Genomic DNA, 16,846 nt, shown 5'->3' with positions numbered 1-16,846 from the left:
TTGGTCACGTTGACCATGGTAAAACCACTCTGACTGCAGCTATCTCTCACGTACTGGCTAAGACCTACGGTGGCGAAGCTAAAGACTTCTCTCAAATCGATAACGCTCCAGAAGAGCGTGAGCGCGGTATTACCATCAATACCTCTCACATCGAATATGACACGCCTTCACGTCACTACGCACACGTAGACTGCCCAGGCCACGCTGACTATGTTAAAAACATGATCACCGGTGCTGCACAGATGGACGGCGCGATCCTAGTAGTAGCGTCTACAGACGGCCCAATGCCACAGACTCGTGAGCACATCCTGCTTTCTCGTCAGGTTGGCGTACCGTACATCATCGTGTTCATGAACAAATGTGACATGGTAGATGACGAAGAGCTGTTAGAGCTAGTTGAGATGGAAGTTCGTGAACTGTTATCAGAATACGATTTCCCAGGTGATGACTTACCAGTAATCCAAGGTTCAGCTCTGAAAGCGCTAGAAGGCGAGCCAGAGTGGGAAGCGAAGATCCTTGAATTAGCAGCAGCTCTGGATTCTTACATTCCAGAACCACAACGTGACATCGATAAGCCGTTCCTACTGCCAATCGAAGACGTATTCTCAATCTCTGGCCGTGGTACAGTAGTTACCGGTCGTGTTGAGCGTGGTATTGTCCGCGTAGGCGACGAAGTTGAAATCGTTGGTGTACGTGCAACGACTAAGACAACTTGTACTGGTGTAGAAATGTTCCGTAAACTGCTTGACGAAGGTCGTGCAGGTGAGAACTGTGGTATTTTGTTACGTGGTACTAAGCGTGATGACGTAGAACGTGGTCAAGTATTAGCGAAGCCAGGTTCAATCAACCCACACACCACTTTTGAATCAGAAGTATACGTACTGTCAAAAGAAGAAGGTGGACGTCATACTCCATTCTTCAAAGGTTACCGTCCACAGTTCTACTTCCGTACAACTGACGTAACCGGTACTATCGAACTGCCAGAAGGCGTAGAGATGGTAATGCCAGGCGACAACATCAAGATGAAAGTGACGCTGATCTGCCCAATCGCGATGGACGAAGGTTTACGCTTCGCAATCCGTGAAGGTGGCCGTACAGTAGGCGCAGGTGTTGTAGCTAAGATTTTCGCTTAATCGCGAGCTTAGAAACAATGCTGAAAAAGGAAGCCTAGGCTTCCTTTTTTATTTAAGTCGATTATTTGCTAGGTTTTGTGGCTTGCATCGACTGCGTATCCTTGCTTACAAAGTCGAATAAGAATACAATCTATGGCCGATTTTTGACCCTGAGCTTATGCGATTGCGTTTCTAAGGGTGTTCGGAAATGCAGAGTATCGAAAAGCGTATTGTAACTGGGTCCTATGTCCCTAATTATTGTGCTCAAGCTCAGGCCGTATTGAGTAACGGAATAACCGATGACAACAAATACTGAAAACCAGAACAATTCTCTGGATATCGTGAAGTGGGGTTTAGCGATCATTTTGCTAGCCGCTGCTGTTATTGGCAATCAAATGTATAGCGAAACGAGTGCCGTCATACGCGCGCTTGGCGTTATCGTTGCATTCGCTATTGCTGGTTTTATTGCGCTACAGACAGAAAAGGGTAAAAAAGCCTTGGCTTTCGCTCGTGAGTCGCAAATTGAAGTGCGTAAGGTTGTATGGCCAACGCGTCAAGAAGCGCTTAACACCACTTTTATTGTCCTTGCTGCAACGGGTATCTTAGCTCTGGTTCTTTGGGGTATGGATGCTGTGTTAATGCGAATTGTCAATTTTATCACTGGCGTATAGGCACCTCGAATGACTGAAGCTAAAGAAGCTAAAAAAAGATGGTATGTAGTGCAGGCATTCTCTGGCTATGAAGGCCGAGTTTGTAAGTCACTGATTGAATACATTAAGATGCACGGCATGGAGCAATACTTCGGTGAAGTATTAGTTCCGACTGAAGAAGTTATCGAAATGCGTGCAGGTCAGCGTCGTAAGAGTGAACGTAAATTTTTCCCTGGCTATGTATTAGTACAGATGGAAATGAACGATGACAGCTGGCATTTAGTCAAAAGCATCCCGCGTGTTTTAGGCTTTATTGGCGGAACTTCTGATCGTCCTGCCCCAATTTCAGATCGCGAAGCAGAAGCTATTCTGCGTCGCTTACAAGAAACCACTGCTTCACCCACTCACAGAACTATCTTTGAACCTGGTGAAGTCGTTCGCGTGTGTGATGGTCCATTTGCTGACTTTAACGGTACCGTTGAAGAAGTGGACTATGATAAGAGCCGCGTGAAAGTGTCGGTAATGATCTTTGGTCGTTCGACACCAGTTGAGCTCGATTTTAATCAGGTCGAAAAAGGCTGATTAAATAAACTACAAAATCCGTTTGGCAACGGGTGCGGATTTCTATATAATCCGCACCCGTTGTTTTCGGGGGAGCATATCAGCATGTCGCTGATGCGCGTTTGAACCCAAACTGAGGAAATGTCAGATGGCAAAGAAGATTGATGCTTATATTAAGCTACAAGTAAAATCAGGTTCTGCGAACCCTTCACCACCAGTTGGTCCAGCTCTGGGTCAAAAAGGTGTGAACATCATGGAATTCTGTAAAGCGTTTAACGCCCGTACAGAAAAAATGGAAAAAGGCATGCCTATTCCAGTCGTGATCACTGTATACAGTGACCGTTCATTCACTTTTGAAACTAAGACTCCACCAGCGTCTTACTTACTGAAGACTGCTGCAGGCCTGAAATCAGGTTCTCCACGTCCTAACACTCAGAAAGTTGGAACTATCGCTCGCGCTAAGATTCAGGAAATTGCTGAAACTAAAGCGGCCGATATGACTGGTGCTGACATTGAAGCGATGACTCGCTCAATCGAAGGTACTGCGCGTTCAATGGGTTTGGTTGTAGAGGATTAATATAATGGCAAAGCTAACTAAACGCATGCGCGTAATCCGCGAGAAAGTTGACGGTACTAAAAGCTACGATATCAACGAAGCTGTTGCTCTGTTAAAAGAATTAGCAACTGCAAAATTCGTTGAAAGTGTAGACGTAGCAGTTAACTTGGGTATCGACCCACGTAAATCTGACCAAAACGTTCGTGGTGCAACTGTGTTGCCACACGGTACTGGTCGTGACGTTCGCGTTGCAGTATTTACACAAGGTGCAAATGCTGAAGCTGCAAAAGCTGCTGGTGCTGAGCTAGTTGGTATGGACGATCTGGCTGAGCAAATCAAAGCCGGTGAAATGAATTTTGACGTCGTTATCGCATCTCCAGATGCAATGCGCGTTGTTGGTATGTTAGGTCAAATCTTAGGCCCACGTGGTTTAATGCCTAACCCTAAAACAGGTACAGTAACGCCAAACGTTGCTGAAGCTGTTAAGAATGCCAAGGCTGGTCAAGTTCGTTACCGTAACGACAAGAACGGTATTATCCACACTACTATCGGTAAAGTGGATTTCACACCAGTTCAATTGAAAGAAAACTTGGAAGCGTTAATCACTGCACTGAAAAAGGCTAAGCCTGCAGTTGCAAAAGGTGTATACGTGAAGAAAGTTAGCATCTCCACCACTATGGGTGCAGGTGTTGCTGTCGACCAAGCGACTCTCGATACAGCTAACTAATTTTACAAGGTGAGCGCATTAGTCTATAATGCGCGCACTTTGTGGGTTGAAGCCTGTTTTATGCACTTTCTGAGTGCGGGAAACTAGGCTTCCGTCCAAGACCGCAGGTGTTTACTTTAACGGTTTACTTAATTTCCTGCGTAGACGGTGTCAGGCCCCAGCTAAATTTTTTTACTGGATAATCTGCACCGTAAGTCACTAAATACATAAGTATTTAGTATGGTAAATACTAGGGAATACCCTAGGTAGAATCCAGGAGTAAAGCCAATGGCATTAAGACTCGAAGACAAAAAAGCGATTGTTGCTGAAGTCAACGAAGCTGCCAAAGGTGCGCTATCTGCAGTAGCCGCCGATTCACGCGGTGTAACTGTAGGTGCTATGACCGGTCTGCGTAAAAAAGCGCGTGAAGCTGGTGTATATGTACGTGTAGTACGTAACACATTAGCGAAACGTGCTGTTGAAGGTACAGCTTTTGAGTGCCTAGCAGAAACGTTCACTGGCCCAACTTTGATTGCTTTCTCTAACGAGCACCCAGGTGCTGCAGCTCGTCTGTTAAAAGACTTTGCTAAAGAGCAAGCTAATTTCGAAGTTAAAGGCGCAGCCTTTGAAGGGAATTTCATCCCTGCAGCTGACATTGATCGTTTGGCGAAACTGCCAACATACGAAGAAGCACTAGCTCAGTTAATGATGACTATGAAAGAAGCATCTGCTGGCAAGTTCGTTCGTACACTGGCCGCCCTGCGCGATCAAAAACAAGAAGCCGCTTAATTTCAAGCTGGCTGCTTAATGAAATTGAATTCAGAACAATAGGAAACATTTGTTATGTCTATCACTAAAGACCAAATCTTAGAAGCCTTTGCAGCTATGTCTGTAATGGAAGTTGTTGAACTGATCGAAGCAATGGAAGAGAAGTTCGGCGTTTCTGCCGCTGCTGCTGTTGTTTCTGGTGGTGGCGAAGCTGCTGCTGCTGTTGAAGAGCAAACAGAATTCAACGTAATTCTGACTGCACACGGCGAAAACAAAGTTGCAGTAATTAAAGCCATCCGTGGCGCAACTGGTTTAGGCCTGAAAGAAGCTAAAGCTATGTCTGAAGCTGCTCCAGTAGCAGTTAAAGAAGCTGTTTCTAAAGAAGAAGCTGAAGCTCTGAAGAAAGAACTAGTTGAAGCTGGTGCTTCAGTAGAAATCAAGTAAGCTATTATTTAGCTTGCTCACCCAAGCCATTTGGGTGGAGGCTGGCGGTTTTTTAACCGTCGGCCTTTTTTGCGCTATATGCGCCGGCGATTTTTTTTCACCGTTTGTCGCCAGATTTTGCAGTCCCTAGCAGAGATTACTGGTTAGGTTCTTGCCATCAACGGTGATGGGCAAACGTGCTGAATGTAATAACTTAAGTTATTGATTCAGTCTTGGTCACATCTCGTAAGCAGAGGAAACCCATGGTTTACTCCTATTCTGAAAAGAAGCGTATTCGCAAAGACTTTGGTAAGCGTCCACAGGTGTTGGATATTCCTTACCTTTTGTCTATTCAGTTAGACTCTTTTAAGAAGTTCACCGATCAAGATCCTACCGGTGAGCGCGGTCTTGAAGCCGCCTTCCGTAGCGTTTTTCCCATCAAGAGCTTTTCTGGTAATTCAGAACTGCAATACGTCAGCTATAAGCTTGGCGAGCCTGTTTTTGATGTGAAAGAGTGTCAGATCCGCGGTGTTACGTACTCAGCGCCACTACGCGTTAAATTACGCATGGTGTTGTATGACCGTGAAGCAGCGGCGGGCACTGTAAAAGATATTAAAGAGCAAGAAGTCTATATGGGTGATATCCCATTGATGACGGATAACGGTACCTTTGTAATCAACGGTACTGAGCGGGTAATCGTATCTCAATTACACCGCAGCCCAGGCGTATTCTTCGATCACGATCGTGGTAAAACCCACTCATCGGGTAAGGTGCTGTATAACGCACGTATTATTCCTTACCGTGGTTCATGGTTAGACTTTGAATTCGATCCTAAAGATGCACTGTTCGTTCGTATTGACCGTCGCCGTAAATTACCTGCGACCATCATTCTGCGTGCATTAGAGTATTCTACTCAAGAGATCCTCGATCTGTTCTTCGAACGCGTTGAGTTCAAGATCAAGAAAGATACGCTAGTGATGGCGTTGGTTCCTGAGCGTCTGCGTGGCGAAACTGCCAGCTACGACATTAAGGATGCCGAGGGCTCTGTCCTGGTTGAAGCCGGTCGTCGTATCACTGCTCGCCATATTCGCCAGTTAGAAAAAACCAATACCACTGAACTCGAAGTGCCAGTTGAATATATCGTGGGCAAATATGCTGCTCAAGATTATATCGATCCGGACACGGGTGAAGTATTAGTGTCTGCCAACAGTGAAATCAGCTTAGAAGATTTAGCTAAGTTATCACTGGCCGGTATTAAAGATATCAGCACGTTATACATTAACGAGCTAGATCATGGTGCTTATATTTCAGATACGCTGCGTATCGATTCAACCACTAACCGCTTAGAAGCGCTGGTTGAGATCTACCGCATGATGCGTCCTGGCGAGCCACCAACCAAAGATGCAGCCGAAGCCCTATTCCAGAACTTGTTCTTCAGTGAAGAGCGTTATGATCTGTCTAAAGTAGGTCGTATGAAGTTCAACCGTCGTCTGAGCATCCCCGATGACGAAGGTAGCGGCGTATTGTCTAAAGAAGACATCGTTGCGGTAATGAAGAATATCATTCATATCCGTAACGGTTTCGACGAAGTCGACGATATCGACCACTTAGGCAACCGTCGTATTCGTAGCGTCGGTGAAATGGCTGAAAACCAATTCCGCGTAGGTTTAGTCCGTGTTGAGCGCGCCGTGCGTGAACGTCTATCTTTAGGCGATCTGAACGAGCTGATGCCACAGGACTTGATTAACGCTAAGCCAATTTCTGCTGCAGTGAAAGAGTTCTTCGGTTCTTCTCAGCTGTCACAATTCATGGACCAAAACAACCCGTTGTCAGAAGTAACGCATAAGCGTCGTATTTCTGCCCTTGGCCCAGGTGGTTTGACCCGTGAACGTGCAGGCTTCGAAGTCCGCGACGTACATCCAACACACTATGGTCGTTTATGTCCAATTGAGACCCCTGAAGGTCCAAACATTGGTCTAATCAACTCATTAGCAAGCTTTGCCCGTACTAACTCCTACGGCTTCTTAGAAACGCCATACCGCAAAGTGGTAGACGGTGTGATCACTGACGAAGTGGAATACTTGTCAGCGATTGAAGAAGGTCGCTATGTGATTGCACAGGCGAACATCGAAGTTGATGCCCAAGGCCGCATGGTTGAAGAACAGATCGCCTGTCGTCACAAAGGTGAATCTACCTTTATGCGCGCGTCTGATATTCAATACATGGACGTATCGCCACAGCAGATTATTTCTGTTGCTGCATCACTGATCCCGTTCTTAGAACACGACGACGCTAACCGTGCATTGATGGGTGCGAACATGCAACGTCAAGCCGTACCAACACTGCGCTCTGAAAAGCCGTTAGTAGGTACAGGTATTGAACGTACGCTAGCTGTTGACTCTGGCGTGGTAGTGTCAGCTAAGCGTGGCGGCGTTATCGACTATGTCGATGCGAGCCGTATCGTCGTTAAAGTCAATGAAGATGAGCTACGCCCAGGCGAAGCCGGTATCGACATTTATAACCTGACTAAATACACCCGTTCTAACCAAAACACTTGTATCAACCAACGCCCTTGTTGTGCCGTTGGCGAGCCAGTGGTTCGTGGTGACGTGTTAGCAGACGGTCCGTCTACTGACTTAGGTGACTTAGCCCTTGGCCAGAACATGCGTATCGCGTTCATGCCTTGGAACGGTTACAACTTCGAAGACTCGATCTTAATTTCTGAGCGCGTAGCGCAGGAAGACCGTTTCACTACTATCCACATTCAGGAGCTGTCTTGTATCGCTCGTGATACTAAGCTGGGTAGCGAAGAAATCACGGCTGATATTCCAAACGTAGGTGAATCTGCCCTGTCGAAACTCGACGAGTCAGGTATCGTTTACATCGGTGCAGAAGTGAAGGGCGGCGACATTCTGGTAGGTAAAGTGACGCCAAAGGGCGAGACTCAGCTGACACCAGAAGAGAAACTACTGCGTGCCATCTTCGGTGAGAAAGCGTCTGACGTTAAAGACAGCTCACTGCGTGTACCTAACTCTGTTAAGGGCACTATCATCGACGTTCAGGTATTTACCCGTGACGGCGTTGAAAAAGATAAACGTGCTGTTGAAATCGAAGAAATGCACATCGCCCAAGCCCGTAAAGACTTAGGCGAAGAGTTCAAGATCCTTGAAGAAGGTGTATTGAGCCGTGCTCGCAACCTATTGTTAGGTGCTGGTTTCACAGAAACCCAAATCGCAGCGATGCCACGTAAGGATGTATTGGTTCAAGTCATTGACGATGAAGCAAAACAAACTGAACTTGAGCAGTTAGCCGAACAGCATGAAGAGCTGAAAGCAGACTTCGATAAGAAGTTTGAAATCAAACGTCGCAAGATCACCCAAGGTGATGACTTGGCGCCAGGCGTACTGAAGATCGTTAAGGTTTACTTAGCGGTTAAGCGTACTATCCAACCTGGTGACAAGATGGCGGGTCGTCATGGTAACAAGGGTGTTATCTCTAAGATTTGCCCAATCGAAGATATGCCATATGACGAACAAGGTAACCCAGTAGACATCGTATTGAACCCACTAGGTGTTCCATCACGTATGAACATTGGTCAGGTACTTGAAGTTCATATGGGCGCCGCTGCTAAAGGTATTGGTAACAAGATCACTGCAATGCTTGAAGAACAGCGCGAGCTGGCTGAAGTACGCGGTTACATCAAGCAAGTGTATGAGTTAGGTGACGAAGTGCAGCAGCGCGTCGACATCGATTCATTCACAGATGATGAAGTGATGCGTCTTGCCCAAAACCTGAAGGGTGGTATCCCGATTGCGACTCCTGCATTCGACGGTGCTAAAGAGAAAGAGATCAAGCAGATGCTTGAGCTTGCAGGCTTGCCAACCTCTGGTCAGCTGAAGTTGTATGATGGTCGTACCGGTAACGAATTTGAGCGTCAAGTAACAGTAGGTTACATGTACATGCTCAAACTGAACCACTTAGTTGATGACAAGATGCACGCCCGTTCTACCGGTTCGTACAGCTTAGTGACTCAACAGCCTCTGGGCGGTAAAGCTCAGTTCGGTGGTCAGCGTTTCGGGGAGATGGAAGTGTGGGCACTGGAAGCATATGGTGCCGCTTATACGCTTCAAGAAATGCTCACCGTGAAATCGGATGACGTTAACGGTCGTACTCAGATGTATAAGAACATCGTCGACGGTAACCATCAGATGCAACCTGGCATGCCAGAGTCCTTCAACGTATTACTGAAGGAGATCCGTTCACTCGGTATCAACATCGAGTTGGATCAGGAATAAGCGCAGGCAGTAGCCGCGTTTGGCAACAGAATGGTGCACCGCTCATGCGGTGCACCCGGTTTAACTCCTTCAGGAGAGAAACGTGAAAGACTTATTAAAGTTTCTGAAACAGCAAAGCAAGACTGAAGAATTTAACGGCATCAAAATTGGTCTGGCATCGCCTGATCTGATCCGTTCTTGGTCTTTTGGTGAAGTTAAGAAGCCAGAAACCATTAACTACCGTACCTTCAAGCCTGAGCGTGAAGGTCTGTTCTGTGCGCGTATCTTTGGCCCAGTCAAAGATTACGAGTGTTTGTGCGGTAAGTACAAGCGTTTGAAGCACCGTGGTGTTATTTGTGAAAAATGTGGTGTTGAAGTTACCCAGACTAAAGTACGTCGTGAGCGTATGGGTCACATCGAACTGGCTAGCCCAGTTGCCCACATTTGGTTCTTAAAATCACTGCCGTCCCGTATCGGTTTAATGCTGGATATGACGCTACGTGATATCGAACGCGTACTGTATTTTGAATCATTCGTCGTGATCGAGCCTGGCATGACCAGCCTTGAACGTGGCCAAATGCTGACAGAAGAAACCTATCTGGATGCATTAGAAGAATACGGTGATGAGTTCGAAGCTAAGATGGGTGCCGAAGCAGTACTTGAACTGTTACGTGCTATCGATTTAGCGAAAGAAATCGAACAAATGCGTGAAGAACTGCCGTCAATCAACTCTGAGACTCGTCGCAAGAAAGTGACTAAACGTCTTAAGCTGATGGAAGCATTCTACACCTCAGGCAACAAGCCTGAGTGGATGATCTTAAAAGTACTGCCTGTGTTACCACCTGACTTACGTCCGCTGGTACCGCTCGATGGCGGCCGCTTCGCGACTTCAGATCTTAACGACCTGTATCGCCGCGTGATCAACCGTAACAACCGTTTGAAGCGTCTGTTAGATTTAGCTGCGCCAGACATTATCGTACGCAACGAAAAGCGTATGTTACAAGAGTCTGTTGATGCGCTATTAGATAACGGTCGCCGTGGTCGTGCTATTACCGGTTCTAACAAGCGTCCTCTGAAATCTTTGGCCGATATGATCAAAGGTAAGCAAGGTCGTTTCCGTCAGAACTTATTGGGTAAGCGCGTCGACTATTCTGGTCGTTCGGTCATTACCGTAGGTCCTACTCTACGTCTGCACCAATGTGGTCTTCCTAAGAAGATGGCACTGGAACTGTTCAAGCCATTCATCTATGGCAAGCTAGAAGGTCGTGGCTTAGCGACAACCATCAAAGCGGCTAAGAAGATGGTTGAGCGTGAAGTGGCGGAAGTATGGGACGTTCTGGATGAAGTGATCCGCGAACATCCAGTGATGCTCAACCGTGCACCAACACTGCACAGACTGGGTATCCAAGCGTTCGAACCTGTACTGATTGAAGGTAAAGCAATCCAGTTACACCCACTCGTTTGTGCGGCATACAACGCCGACTTCGACGGTGACCAAATGGCGGTACACGTACCGTTAACACTGGAAGCGCAGCTTGAAGCCCGTGCCCTGATGATGTCTACCAACAACATCCTGTCACCCGCTAACGGCGAGCCTGTTATCACACCGTCTCAAGACGTGGTATTGGGTCTGTACTACACCAGCCGTGAGCGTATTAACGGCCGTGGTGAAGGTATGGCATTTATGTCTGTTGCTGAAGTTGAAAAAGCTTACGCAACTGGCGCTGCTGAACTGCATGCCCGTGTTAAAGTGCGTATCACTGAAACCATTATTGGTGACAATGGTGAGCGTAGCGAACAGCGCCGTATCGTTGATACGACTGTGGGTCGTGCTCTGTTGTCACTTATTCTGCCAGCAGGTTTGTCATTTGATCTGGTTAACCAGAACATGGGCAAAAAGCAGATCTCTAAACTATTGAACACTTGTTATCGTCAACTGGGTCTGAAAGATACTGTTATCTTCGCTGACCAATTGATGTATACCGGTTTCCGTTTCGCGACTATCTCTGGTGCATCTGTCGGTATCGACGACATGGTGATCCCAGCTGAGAAGTACACCTTAGTGGCTGATGCTGAAGCAGAAGTGCTCGAAATTCAAGAGCAGTTCCAATCTGGTCTGGTTACCGCGGGTGAGCGTTACAACAAAGTTATCGACATCTGGGCAAGTGCCAACGAAAAAGTTTCTAAGGCTATGATGGAAAACCTGTCAACTGAGACAGTGATTAACCGTGACGGCGTTGAAGAGAAACAAGCCTCGTTTAACAGCATCTATATGATGGCTGACTCAGGCGCTCGTGGTAGTGCTGCACAGATCCGTCAGTTGGCGGGTATGCGTGGTCTGATGGCTAAGCCAGACGGCTCAATCATCGAAACGCCAATTACCGCTAACTTCCGTGAAGGTCTGAACGTGCTTCAGTACTTCATCTCAACCCACGGTGCGCGTAAGGGTCTAGCCGATACCGCATTGAAGACAGCGAACTCGGGTTACCTGACTCGTCGTCTGGTTGACGTTGCTCAAGATTTAGTGGTCATTGAAGACGATTGTGGTACCCACGAAGGTCTGACCATGAAGCCGCTGATCGAAGGTGGTGATGTGGTTGAGCCATTACGTGAACGCGTACTGGGTCGTGTGGTTGCCGTTGATGTGTTCTATCCAGGCACTGAAGACGTGCTCGCGCCACGCAACACCCTGCTCGATGAAGCATGGTGTGACAAGTTAGAAGAGCATTCAATCGACGAAGTGATTGTACGTTCAGTGATTACCTGTGATACCGATTTCGGTGTCTGTGCTGCCTGTTATGGTCGTGACTTGGCCCGTGGCCATATCATCAACCACGGTGAGGCCATTGGTGTTGTGGCAGCACAATCCATCGGTGAACCTGGTACACAGTTAACGATGCGTACCTTCCACATCGGTGGTGCGGCGTCGCGTGCTTCTGCAGAAAACAATGTCCAAGTGAAAAACTCGGGTTCATTGAAACTGCACAATGCTAAGCATGTTACCAACAGCGACGGCAAACTGGTTATCGTTTCTCGTTCTTCTGAGCTGGCCATCATCGATGAGTTAGGTCGTGAAAAAGAGCGTTATAAAGTGCCTTACGGTACTGTACTTGAGAAGTTGGAAGATGCGGCGGTTGAAGCGGGCGATATTATCGCTAACTGGGACCCACATACTCACCCAATCATTTCTGAAGTGGCGGGTAGCATCAAGTTCGTTGACATGATTGACGGTGTCACTATGACACGTCAAACAGACGAACTAACGGGTCTGTCATCGATCGTGATCCTCGACGTTGGTCAGCGCGGTACTGCGGGTAAAGAAATGCGCCCAATGATCCGTCTGGTTGGTGCTAATGGTGCTGACTTAATGATCCCTGGTACCGAAGTTCCAGCACAGTACTTCTTACCTGGAAGTGCGATCGTTAACCTCGACGACAACGCGCAAATCAACGTGGGTGACGCCTTAGCACGTATTCCACAGGAATCGTCTAAAACACGCGACATCACCGGTGGTCTGCCACGCGTTGCTGACTTGTTCGAAGCGCGTAAGCCAAAAGAGCCTGCCATTCTGGCTGAAATCTCCGGTACCATCTCATTTGGTAAAGAGACTAAAGGCAAGCGTCGTCTGGTGATTACACCTGCCGATGGTGGCGATCAATATGAAGAGATGATCCCGAAATGGCGTAACTTAAACGTGTTCGAAGGTGAAAAAGTCGAACGTGGTGAAGTTATTGCCGATGGTCCAGAGGCGGCGCATGACATTCTGCGTCTGCGCGGCATCCACAACGTAGCTAACTACATTGTGAACGAAGTGCAGGACGTTTACCGTCTGCAAGGTGTGAAGATCAACGATAAGCACATCGAAGTGATCATCCGTCAAATGCTGCGTAAGTGCTTGATCACTTCTGCTGGCGACACTGAGTTCCTAGAAGGTGAGCAAGTTGAAGTTTCTCGCGTTAAGATAGCTAACCGCGAATTGATTGCACAAGGTAAAGTCCCTGCGACCTTCGAACGTGAACTGCTGGGTATCACTAAAGCGTCTCTGGCAACTGAGTCCTTTATCTCTGCAGCATCGTTCCAAGAAACCACGCGCGTACTGACTGAAGCCGCCGTAGGTGGTAAGAGCGATCAACTGCGTGGTCTGAAAGAAAACGTTATCGTAGGCCGTCTGATCCCAGCCGGTACGGGTTACGCTTATCACAAGACCCGCAATGATGCCCGTGCTAAGAAAGACGAGCCAGTTGTAGTGAATAAGATCACTGCAAGTGAAGCTGAACAGAACTTGGCCGATCTCTTAAACTTGGCTGGTAGCCAAGATTAAGTAATCAGTTTGTTATAAAAAGGCGCCAATGGCGCCTTTTTTCTTGTAAAATGCCGCAAAAGTTGGCTATTTCTTGACAGTCCGGCATTACCTTTCTAAAATTCCGCGTCCCACCATTGTGGGATATAGATTTTTCACACCTTATCGTTGAGTTTGATTCAACTGACTCGGAGCTATACATGGCAACTGTAAACCAGTTGGTACGTAAGCCACGCGCGCCAAAAGTCGACAAGACTAACGTGCCTGCGTTGAATGCGTGCCCACAGAAGCGTGGTGTTTGTACACGTGTGTACACTACTACCCCTAAAAAACCTAACTCTGCACTACGTAAAGTAGCTCGTGTGCGCTTAACTAACGGTTTCGAAGTAACTTCGTACATCGGCGGTGAAGGCCACAACCTGCAGGAACACAGCGTGATCTTAATCCGTGGTGGTCGTGTTAAAGACTTACCAGGTGTTCGCTATCACACTGTTCGTGGCGCATTAGACTGTGCTGGCGTGAGCTCACGTCGCCAAAGCCGTTCTAAATACGGTGCTAAGCGTCCTAAGTCTTAACGTATCCGTTAAGTAAGGCCAAGCTAGTTTATTTTGAGAATTCCAGTTTTGGAAATCCCTGAAGCATACGGAGAATTGTTATGCCAAGACGTCGCGTTGTAGGACAACGTAAAATCCTACCAGATCCAAAGTTTCACAGTGAGTTGCTGGCTAAGTTCATCAACGTCATTATGCAGGACGGCAAAAAGTCGACTGCAGAAAAAATTATTTACAAGGCACTAGACGTTATCGCTGAAAAGAAAAGCGAAAACCATTTAGTTATCCTTGAAGCAGCCCTGGACAATGTTCGCCCATCAGTCGAAGTTAAATCTCGTCGCGTTGGTGGTTCTACATACCAGGTACCATGTGAAGTTCGTCCTGTGCGTCGTAACGCACTGGCGATGCGCTGGTTAGTTGAAGCTGCTCGTAAGCGTGGTGAAAAATCTATGGCTTTACGTCTAGCAGGTGAAATGCTAGATGCGTCTGAAAACAAAGGTACTGCTGTTAAGAAGCGTGAAGACGTGCACCGCATGGCTGAAGCTAACAAGGCCTTTGCTCATTACCGTTGGTAATTTGATGGTGTGGGCTTTAGGCCCACACCATTGTTGTTGATATTGCCAAGGCAACCGTCTTGGTGGAGAGGGTATAATCGTGGCTCGTATAACCCCAATTGAGCGTTATCGTAATATCGGTATTTGTGCTCATGTGGATGCAGGTAAAACCACCACAACAGAACGTGTTCTGTTCTATACCGGTTTGTCTCATAAGATCGGTGAGGTGCATGACGGCGCCGCGACCACTGACTGGATGGTTCAAGAGCAAGAGCGTGGTATTACTATTACCTCTGCCGCTGTAACGACCTTCTGGCGTGGTATGGATGCTCAATTCACTGAACACCGCATCAATATCATCGATACCCCTGGTCACGTTGACTTCACTATTGAAGTTGAGCGTTCTTTGCGCGTCCTTGACGGCGCCGTTGTGGTTTTCTGTGGTTCTTCAGGTGTTGAACCCCAATCGGAAACCGTCTGGCGTCAAGCTGACAAATACCGCGTTCCACGCCTCGTATTTGTTAACAAAATGGACCGCGCAGGTGCGGACTTTGAACGTGTAGTGAAGCAAATCAGAACTCGCCTTGGAGCGACTTGTGTACCGATCCAATTAAATATCGGTTCAGAAGAAAACTTCACAGGTGTGATCGATTTAATCAAGATGAAAGCCATTAACTGGAATGAAGCAGACCAGGGAATGACTTTTACTTATGAAGAGATCCCAGCGCATTTAGCGGCTAAAGCGGCTGAAATGCATGAGTATCTGATCGAAGCTGCCGCCGAGGCCTCGGATGAACTGATGGATAAATACCTTGAAGAAGGTACGCTATCAGAGGACGAGATCAAAAAAGCGCTGCGTCAACGTACTATAAATAATGAAATCGTTTTAGCGACCTGTGGTTCTGCATTTAAGAACAAGGGCGTTCAAGCGGTACTCGATGCGGTAGTGGAATTCTTGCCAGCTCCCGTGGATGTGCCTCCAATCAAGGGCATCGACGAAAATGAGCAAGAAGTAGAGCGCCCATCAGATGACAATGCGCCTTTTGCTGCATTGGCATTTAAGATTGCTACAGATCCATTTGTAGGCACTCTAACCTTTATCCGTGTGTACTCAGGCGTACTCGAATCGGGTTCAGGCGTTTATAACTCTGTTAAACAGAAACGTGAACGTATCGGCCGTATCGTGCAAATGCATGCGAACGATCGAACTGAACTGAAAGAAGTTCGCGCTGGTGATATCGCCGCGGCTATTGGCTTAAAAGACGTGACTACGGGTGATACGCTTTGTGATAACGATCATAAAGTGATCTTGGAACGTATGGAGTTCCCTGAGCCAGTAATTACCATAGCCGTTGAGCCTAAGTCTAAAGCTGACCAGGATAAAATGGGTATCGCGCTGCAAAAGCTTGCCGCGGAAGATCCATCATTCCGGGTTGAAACTGACGAAGAATCATCACAAACTCTGATCTCAGGAATGGGTGAGTTACACTTAGACATTATCGTCGACCGTATGCGTCGTGAATTTGGTGTCGAATGTAACGTTGGTAAGCCACAGGTGGCCTACCGTGAGACCATTCGTGGGTCAGTTGAAGCGGAAGGTAAATTTGTACGCCAATCCGGTGGTCGTGGACAATTCGGCCATGTTTGGTTAAAACTAGAGCCTAATGAAGAAGGCGCTGGTTACGAATTTATCAATGCGATTGTAGGGGGGGTGGTTCCTCGTGAATTCATTCCTGCGGTTGATAAAGGTATCCAAGAACAGATGAAGAATGGCGTACTCGCTGGCTTCCCTGTGTTGGACGTGAAGGTCACTCTGTTCGATGGTTCATATCATGATGTGGACTCGAATGAAATGGCGTTCAAAATTGCGGGTTCTATGGGCTTCAAAAAGGGTGCGCTTGAGGCGAAACCTGTGTTGCTCGAGCCTTGCATGAAAGTAGAAGTCACTACTCCTGAGAACTACATGGGTGACGTGGTTGGTGATTTAAACCGTCGTCGTGGTTTGATTGAAGGTATGGATGATGGCTTCGGTGGCATCAAAATAGTCCATGCAGTAGTGCCTCTTTCTGAAATGTTTGGTTATGCGACTGATTTGCGCTCTGCAACTCAGGGGCGTGCTTCGTACTCTATGGAGTTCTTGAAGTACTCTGATGCACCGCAAAACATTGCGAAAGCGATTATTGAATCTCGTAGCTAATTTCCAGTTACGACATAAATGTTATATGGTCCAGCTTTGACTGGACTATTCTGAAAAGAAAGGAATATATCGTGGCAAAAGCTAAATTTGAACGTATTAAGCCTCACGTAAACGTGGGCACCATTGGTCACGTTGACCATGGTAAAACCACTCTGACTGCAGCTATCTCTCACGTACTGGCTAAGACCTACGGT

The 16,846-nt window shown here is 47.2% G+C and carries 13 protein-coding genes; all 13 read left to right on the top strand.

The annotated features are described in order from the left end of the window. On the top strand, positions 1-1,133 hold a 1,133-nt coding region (tuf, locus tag COW15_RS02480; protein WP_293629603.1), incomplete at its 5' end, for an elongation factor Tu. 278 nt (positions 1,134-1,411) lie between these two features. Further along, entirely contained in the window at positions 1,412-1,783 is a 372-nt protein-coding gene (gene secE / locus COW15_RS02475; RefSeq protein ID WP_007644299.1) for a preprotein translocase subunit SecE, read from the top strand. A 9-nt stretch (positions 1,784-1,792) separates the two neighbouring features. Further along, entirely contained in the window at positions 1,793-2,344 is a 552-nt protein-coding gene (gene nusG / locus COW15_RS02470; protein WP_198781919.1) for a transcription termination/antitermination protein NusG, read from the top strand. Positions 2,345-2,471: 127 nt separating this feature from the next. Beyond that, a complete protein-coding gene (rplK, locus tag COW15_RS02465) occupies positions 2,472-2,900 on the top strand; it encodes a 50S ribosomal protein L11 (protein WP_007644302.1) in 429 nt (142 codons plus the stop codon). 4 nt (positions 2,901-2,904) lie between these two features. After that, positions 2,905-3,606, top strand: a complete 702-nt coding sequence (gene rplA, locus COW15_RS02460) for a 50S ribosomal protein L1 (protein WP_198781920.1) — start codon at positions 2,905-2,907, stop codon at positions 3,604-3,606. Between the two features lie 267 nt (positions 3,607-3,873). After that, complete coding sequence (gene rplJ, locus COW15_RS02455) at positions 3,874-4,374, top strand: 50S ribosomal protein L10 (protein WP_007644320.1); 501 nt, start codon at positions 3,874-3,876, stop codon at positions 4,372-4,374. A 54-nt stretch (positions 4,375-4,428) separates the two neighbouring features. Further along, positions 4,429-4,797: a 50S ribosomal protein L7/L12 gene (gene rplL / locus COW15_RS02450; RefSeq protein ID WP_293629593.1), complete on the top strand. Its 369-nt coding sequence runs from the start codon at positions 4,429-4,431 to the stop codon at positions 4,795-4,797. A 242-nt stretch (positions 4,798-5,039) separates the two neighbouring features. After that, positions 5,040-9,071 (top strand): DNA-directed RNA polymerase subunit beta, encoded by a 4,032-nt coding sequence (gene rpoB, locus COW15_RS02445; RefSeq protein ID WP_198781922.1) that lies wholly within the window; start codon positions 5,040-5,042, stop codon positions 9,069-9,071. A gap of 82 nt (positions 9,072-9,153) precedes the next feature. Next, complete coding sequence (gene rpoC, locus COW15_RS02440; RefSeq protein ID WP_293629587.1) at positions 9,154-13,371, top strand: DNA-directed RNA polymerase subunit beta'; 4,218 nt, start codon at positions 9,154-9,156, stop codon at positions 13,369-13,371. Positions 13,372-13,550: 179 nt separating this feature from the next. Beyond that, positions 13,551-13,925 carry a 30S ribosomal protein S12 gene (gene rpsL / locus COW15_RS02435; protein WP_037457737.1) on the top strand — a complete coding sequence of 125 codons (375 nt, stop codon included), beginning with the start codon at positions 13,551-13,553 and terminating at the stop codon, positions 13,923-13,925. An 80-nt stretch (positions 13,926-14,005) separates the two neighbouring features. Next, positions 14,006-14,476: a 30S ribosomal protein S7 gene (rpsG, locus tag COW15_RS02430; protein WP_007644345.1), complete on the top strand. Its 471-nt coding sequence runs from the start codon at positions 14,006-14,008 to the stop codon at positions 14,474-14,476. Between the two features lie 79 nt (positions 14,477-14,555). Next, complete coding sequence (gene fusA, locus COW15_RS02425; RefSeq protein ID WP_293629582.1) at positions 14,556-16,652, top strand: elongation factor G; 2,097 nt, start codon at positions 14,556-14,558, stop codon at positions 16,650-16,652. Between the two features lie 71 nt (positions 16,653-16,723). Continuing rightward, a partial coding sequence (locus tag COW15_RS02420; protein ID WP_293629605.1) for a GTP-binding protein occupies positions 16,724-16,846 on the top strand: 123 nt, incomplete at its 3' end.

The organism is Shewanella sp. CG12_big_fil_rev_8_21_14_0_65_47_15, from assembly GCF_002783505.1.
GTDB lineage: Bacteria > Pseudomonadota > Gammaproteobacteria > Enterobacterales > Shewanellaceae > Shewanella.
The sequence above is the reverse complement of the archived record's forward strand: the minus strand, read 5'-3'. Positions and strand labels throughout refer to the sequence as shown.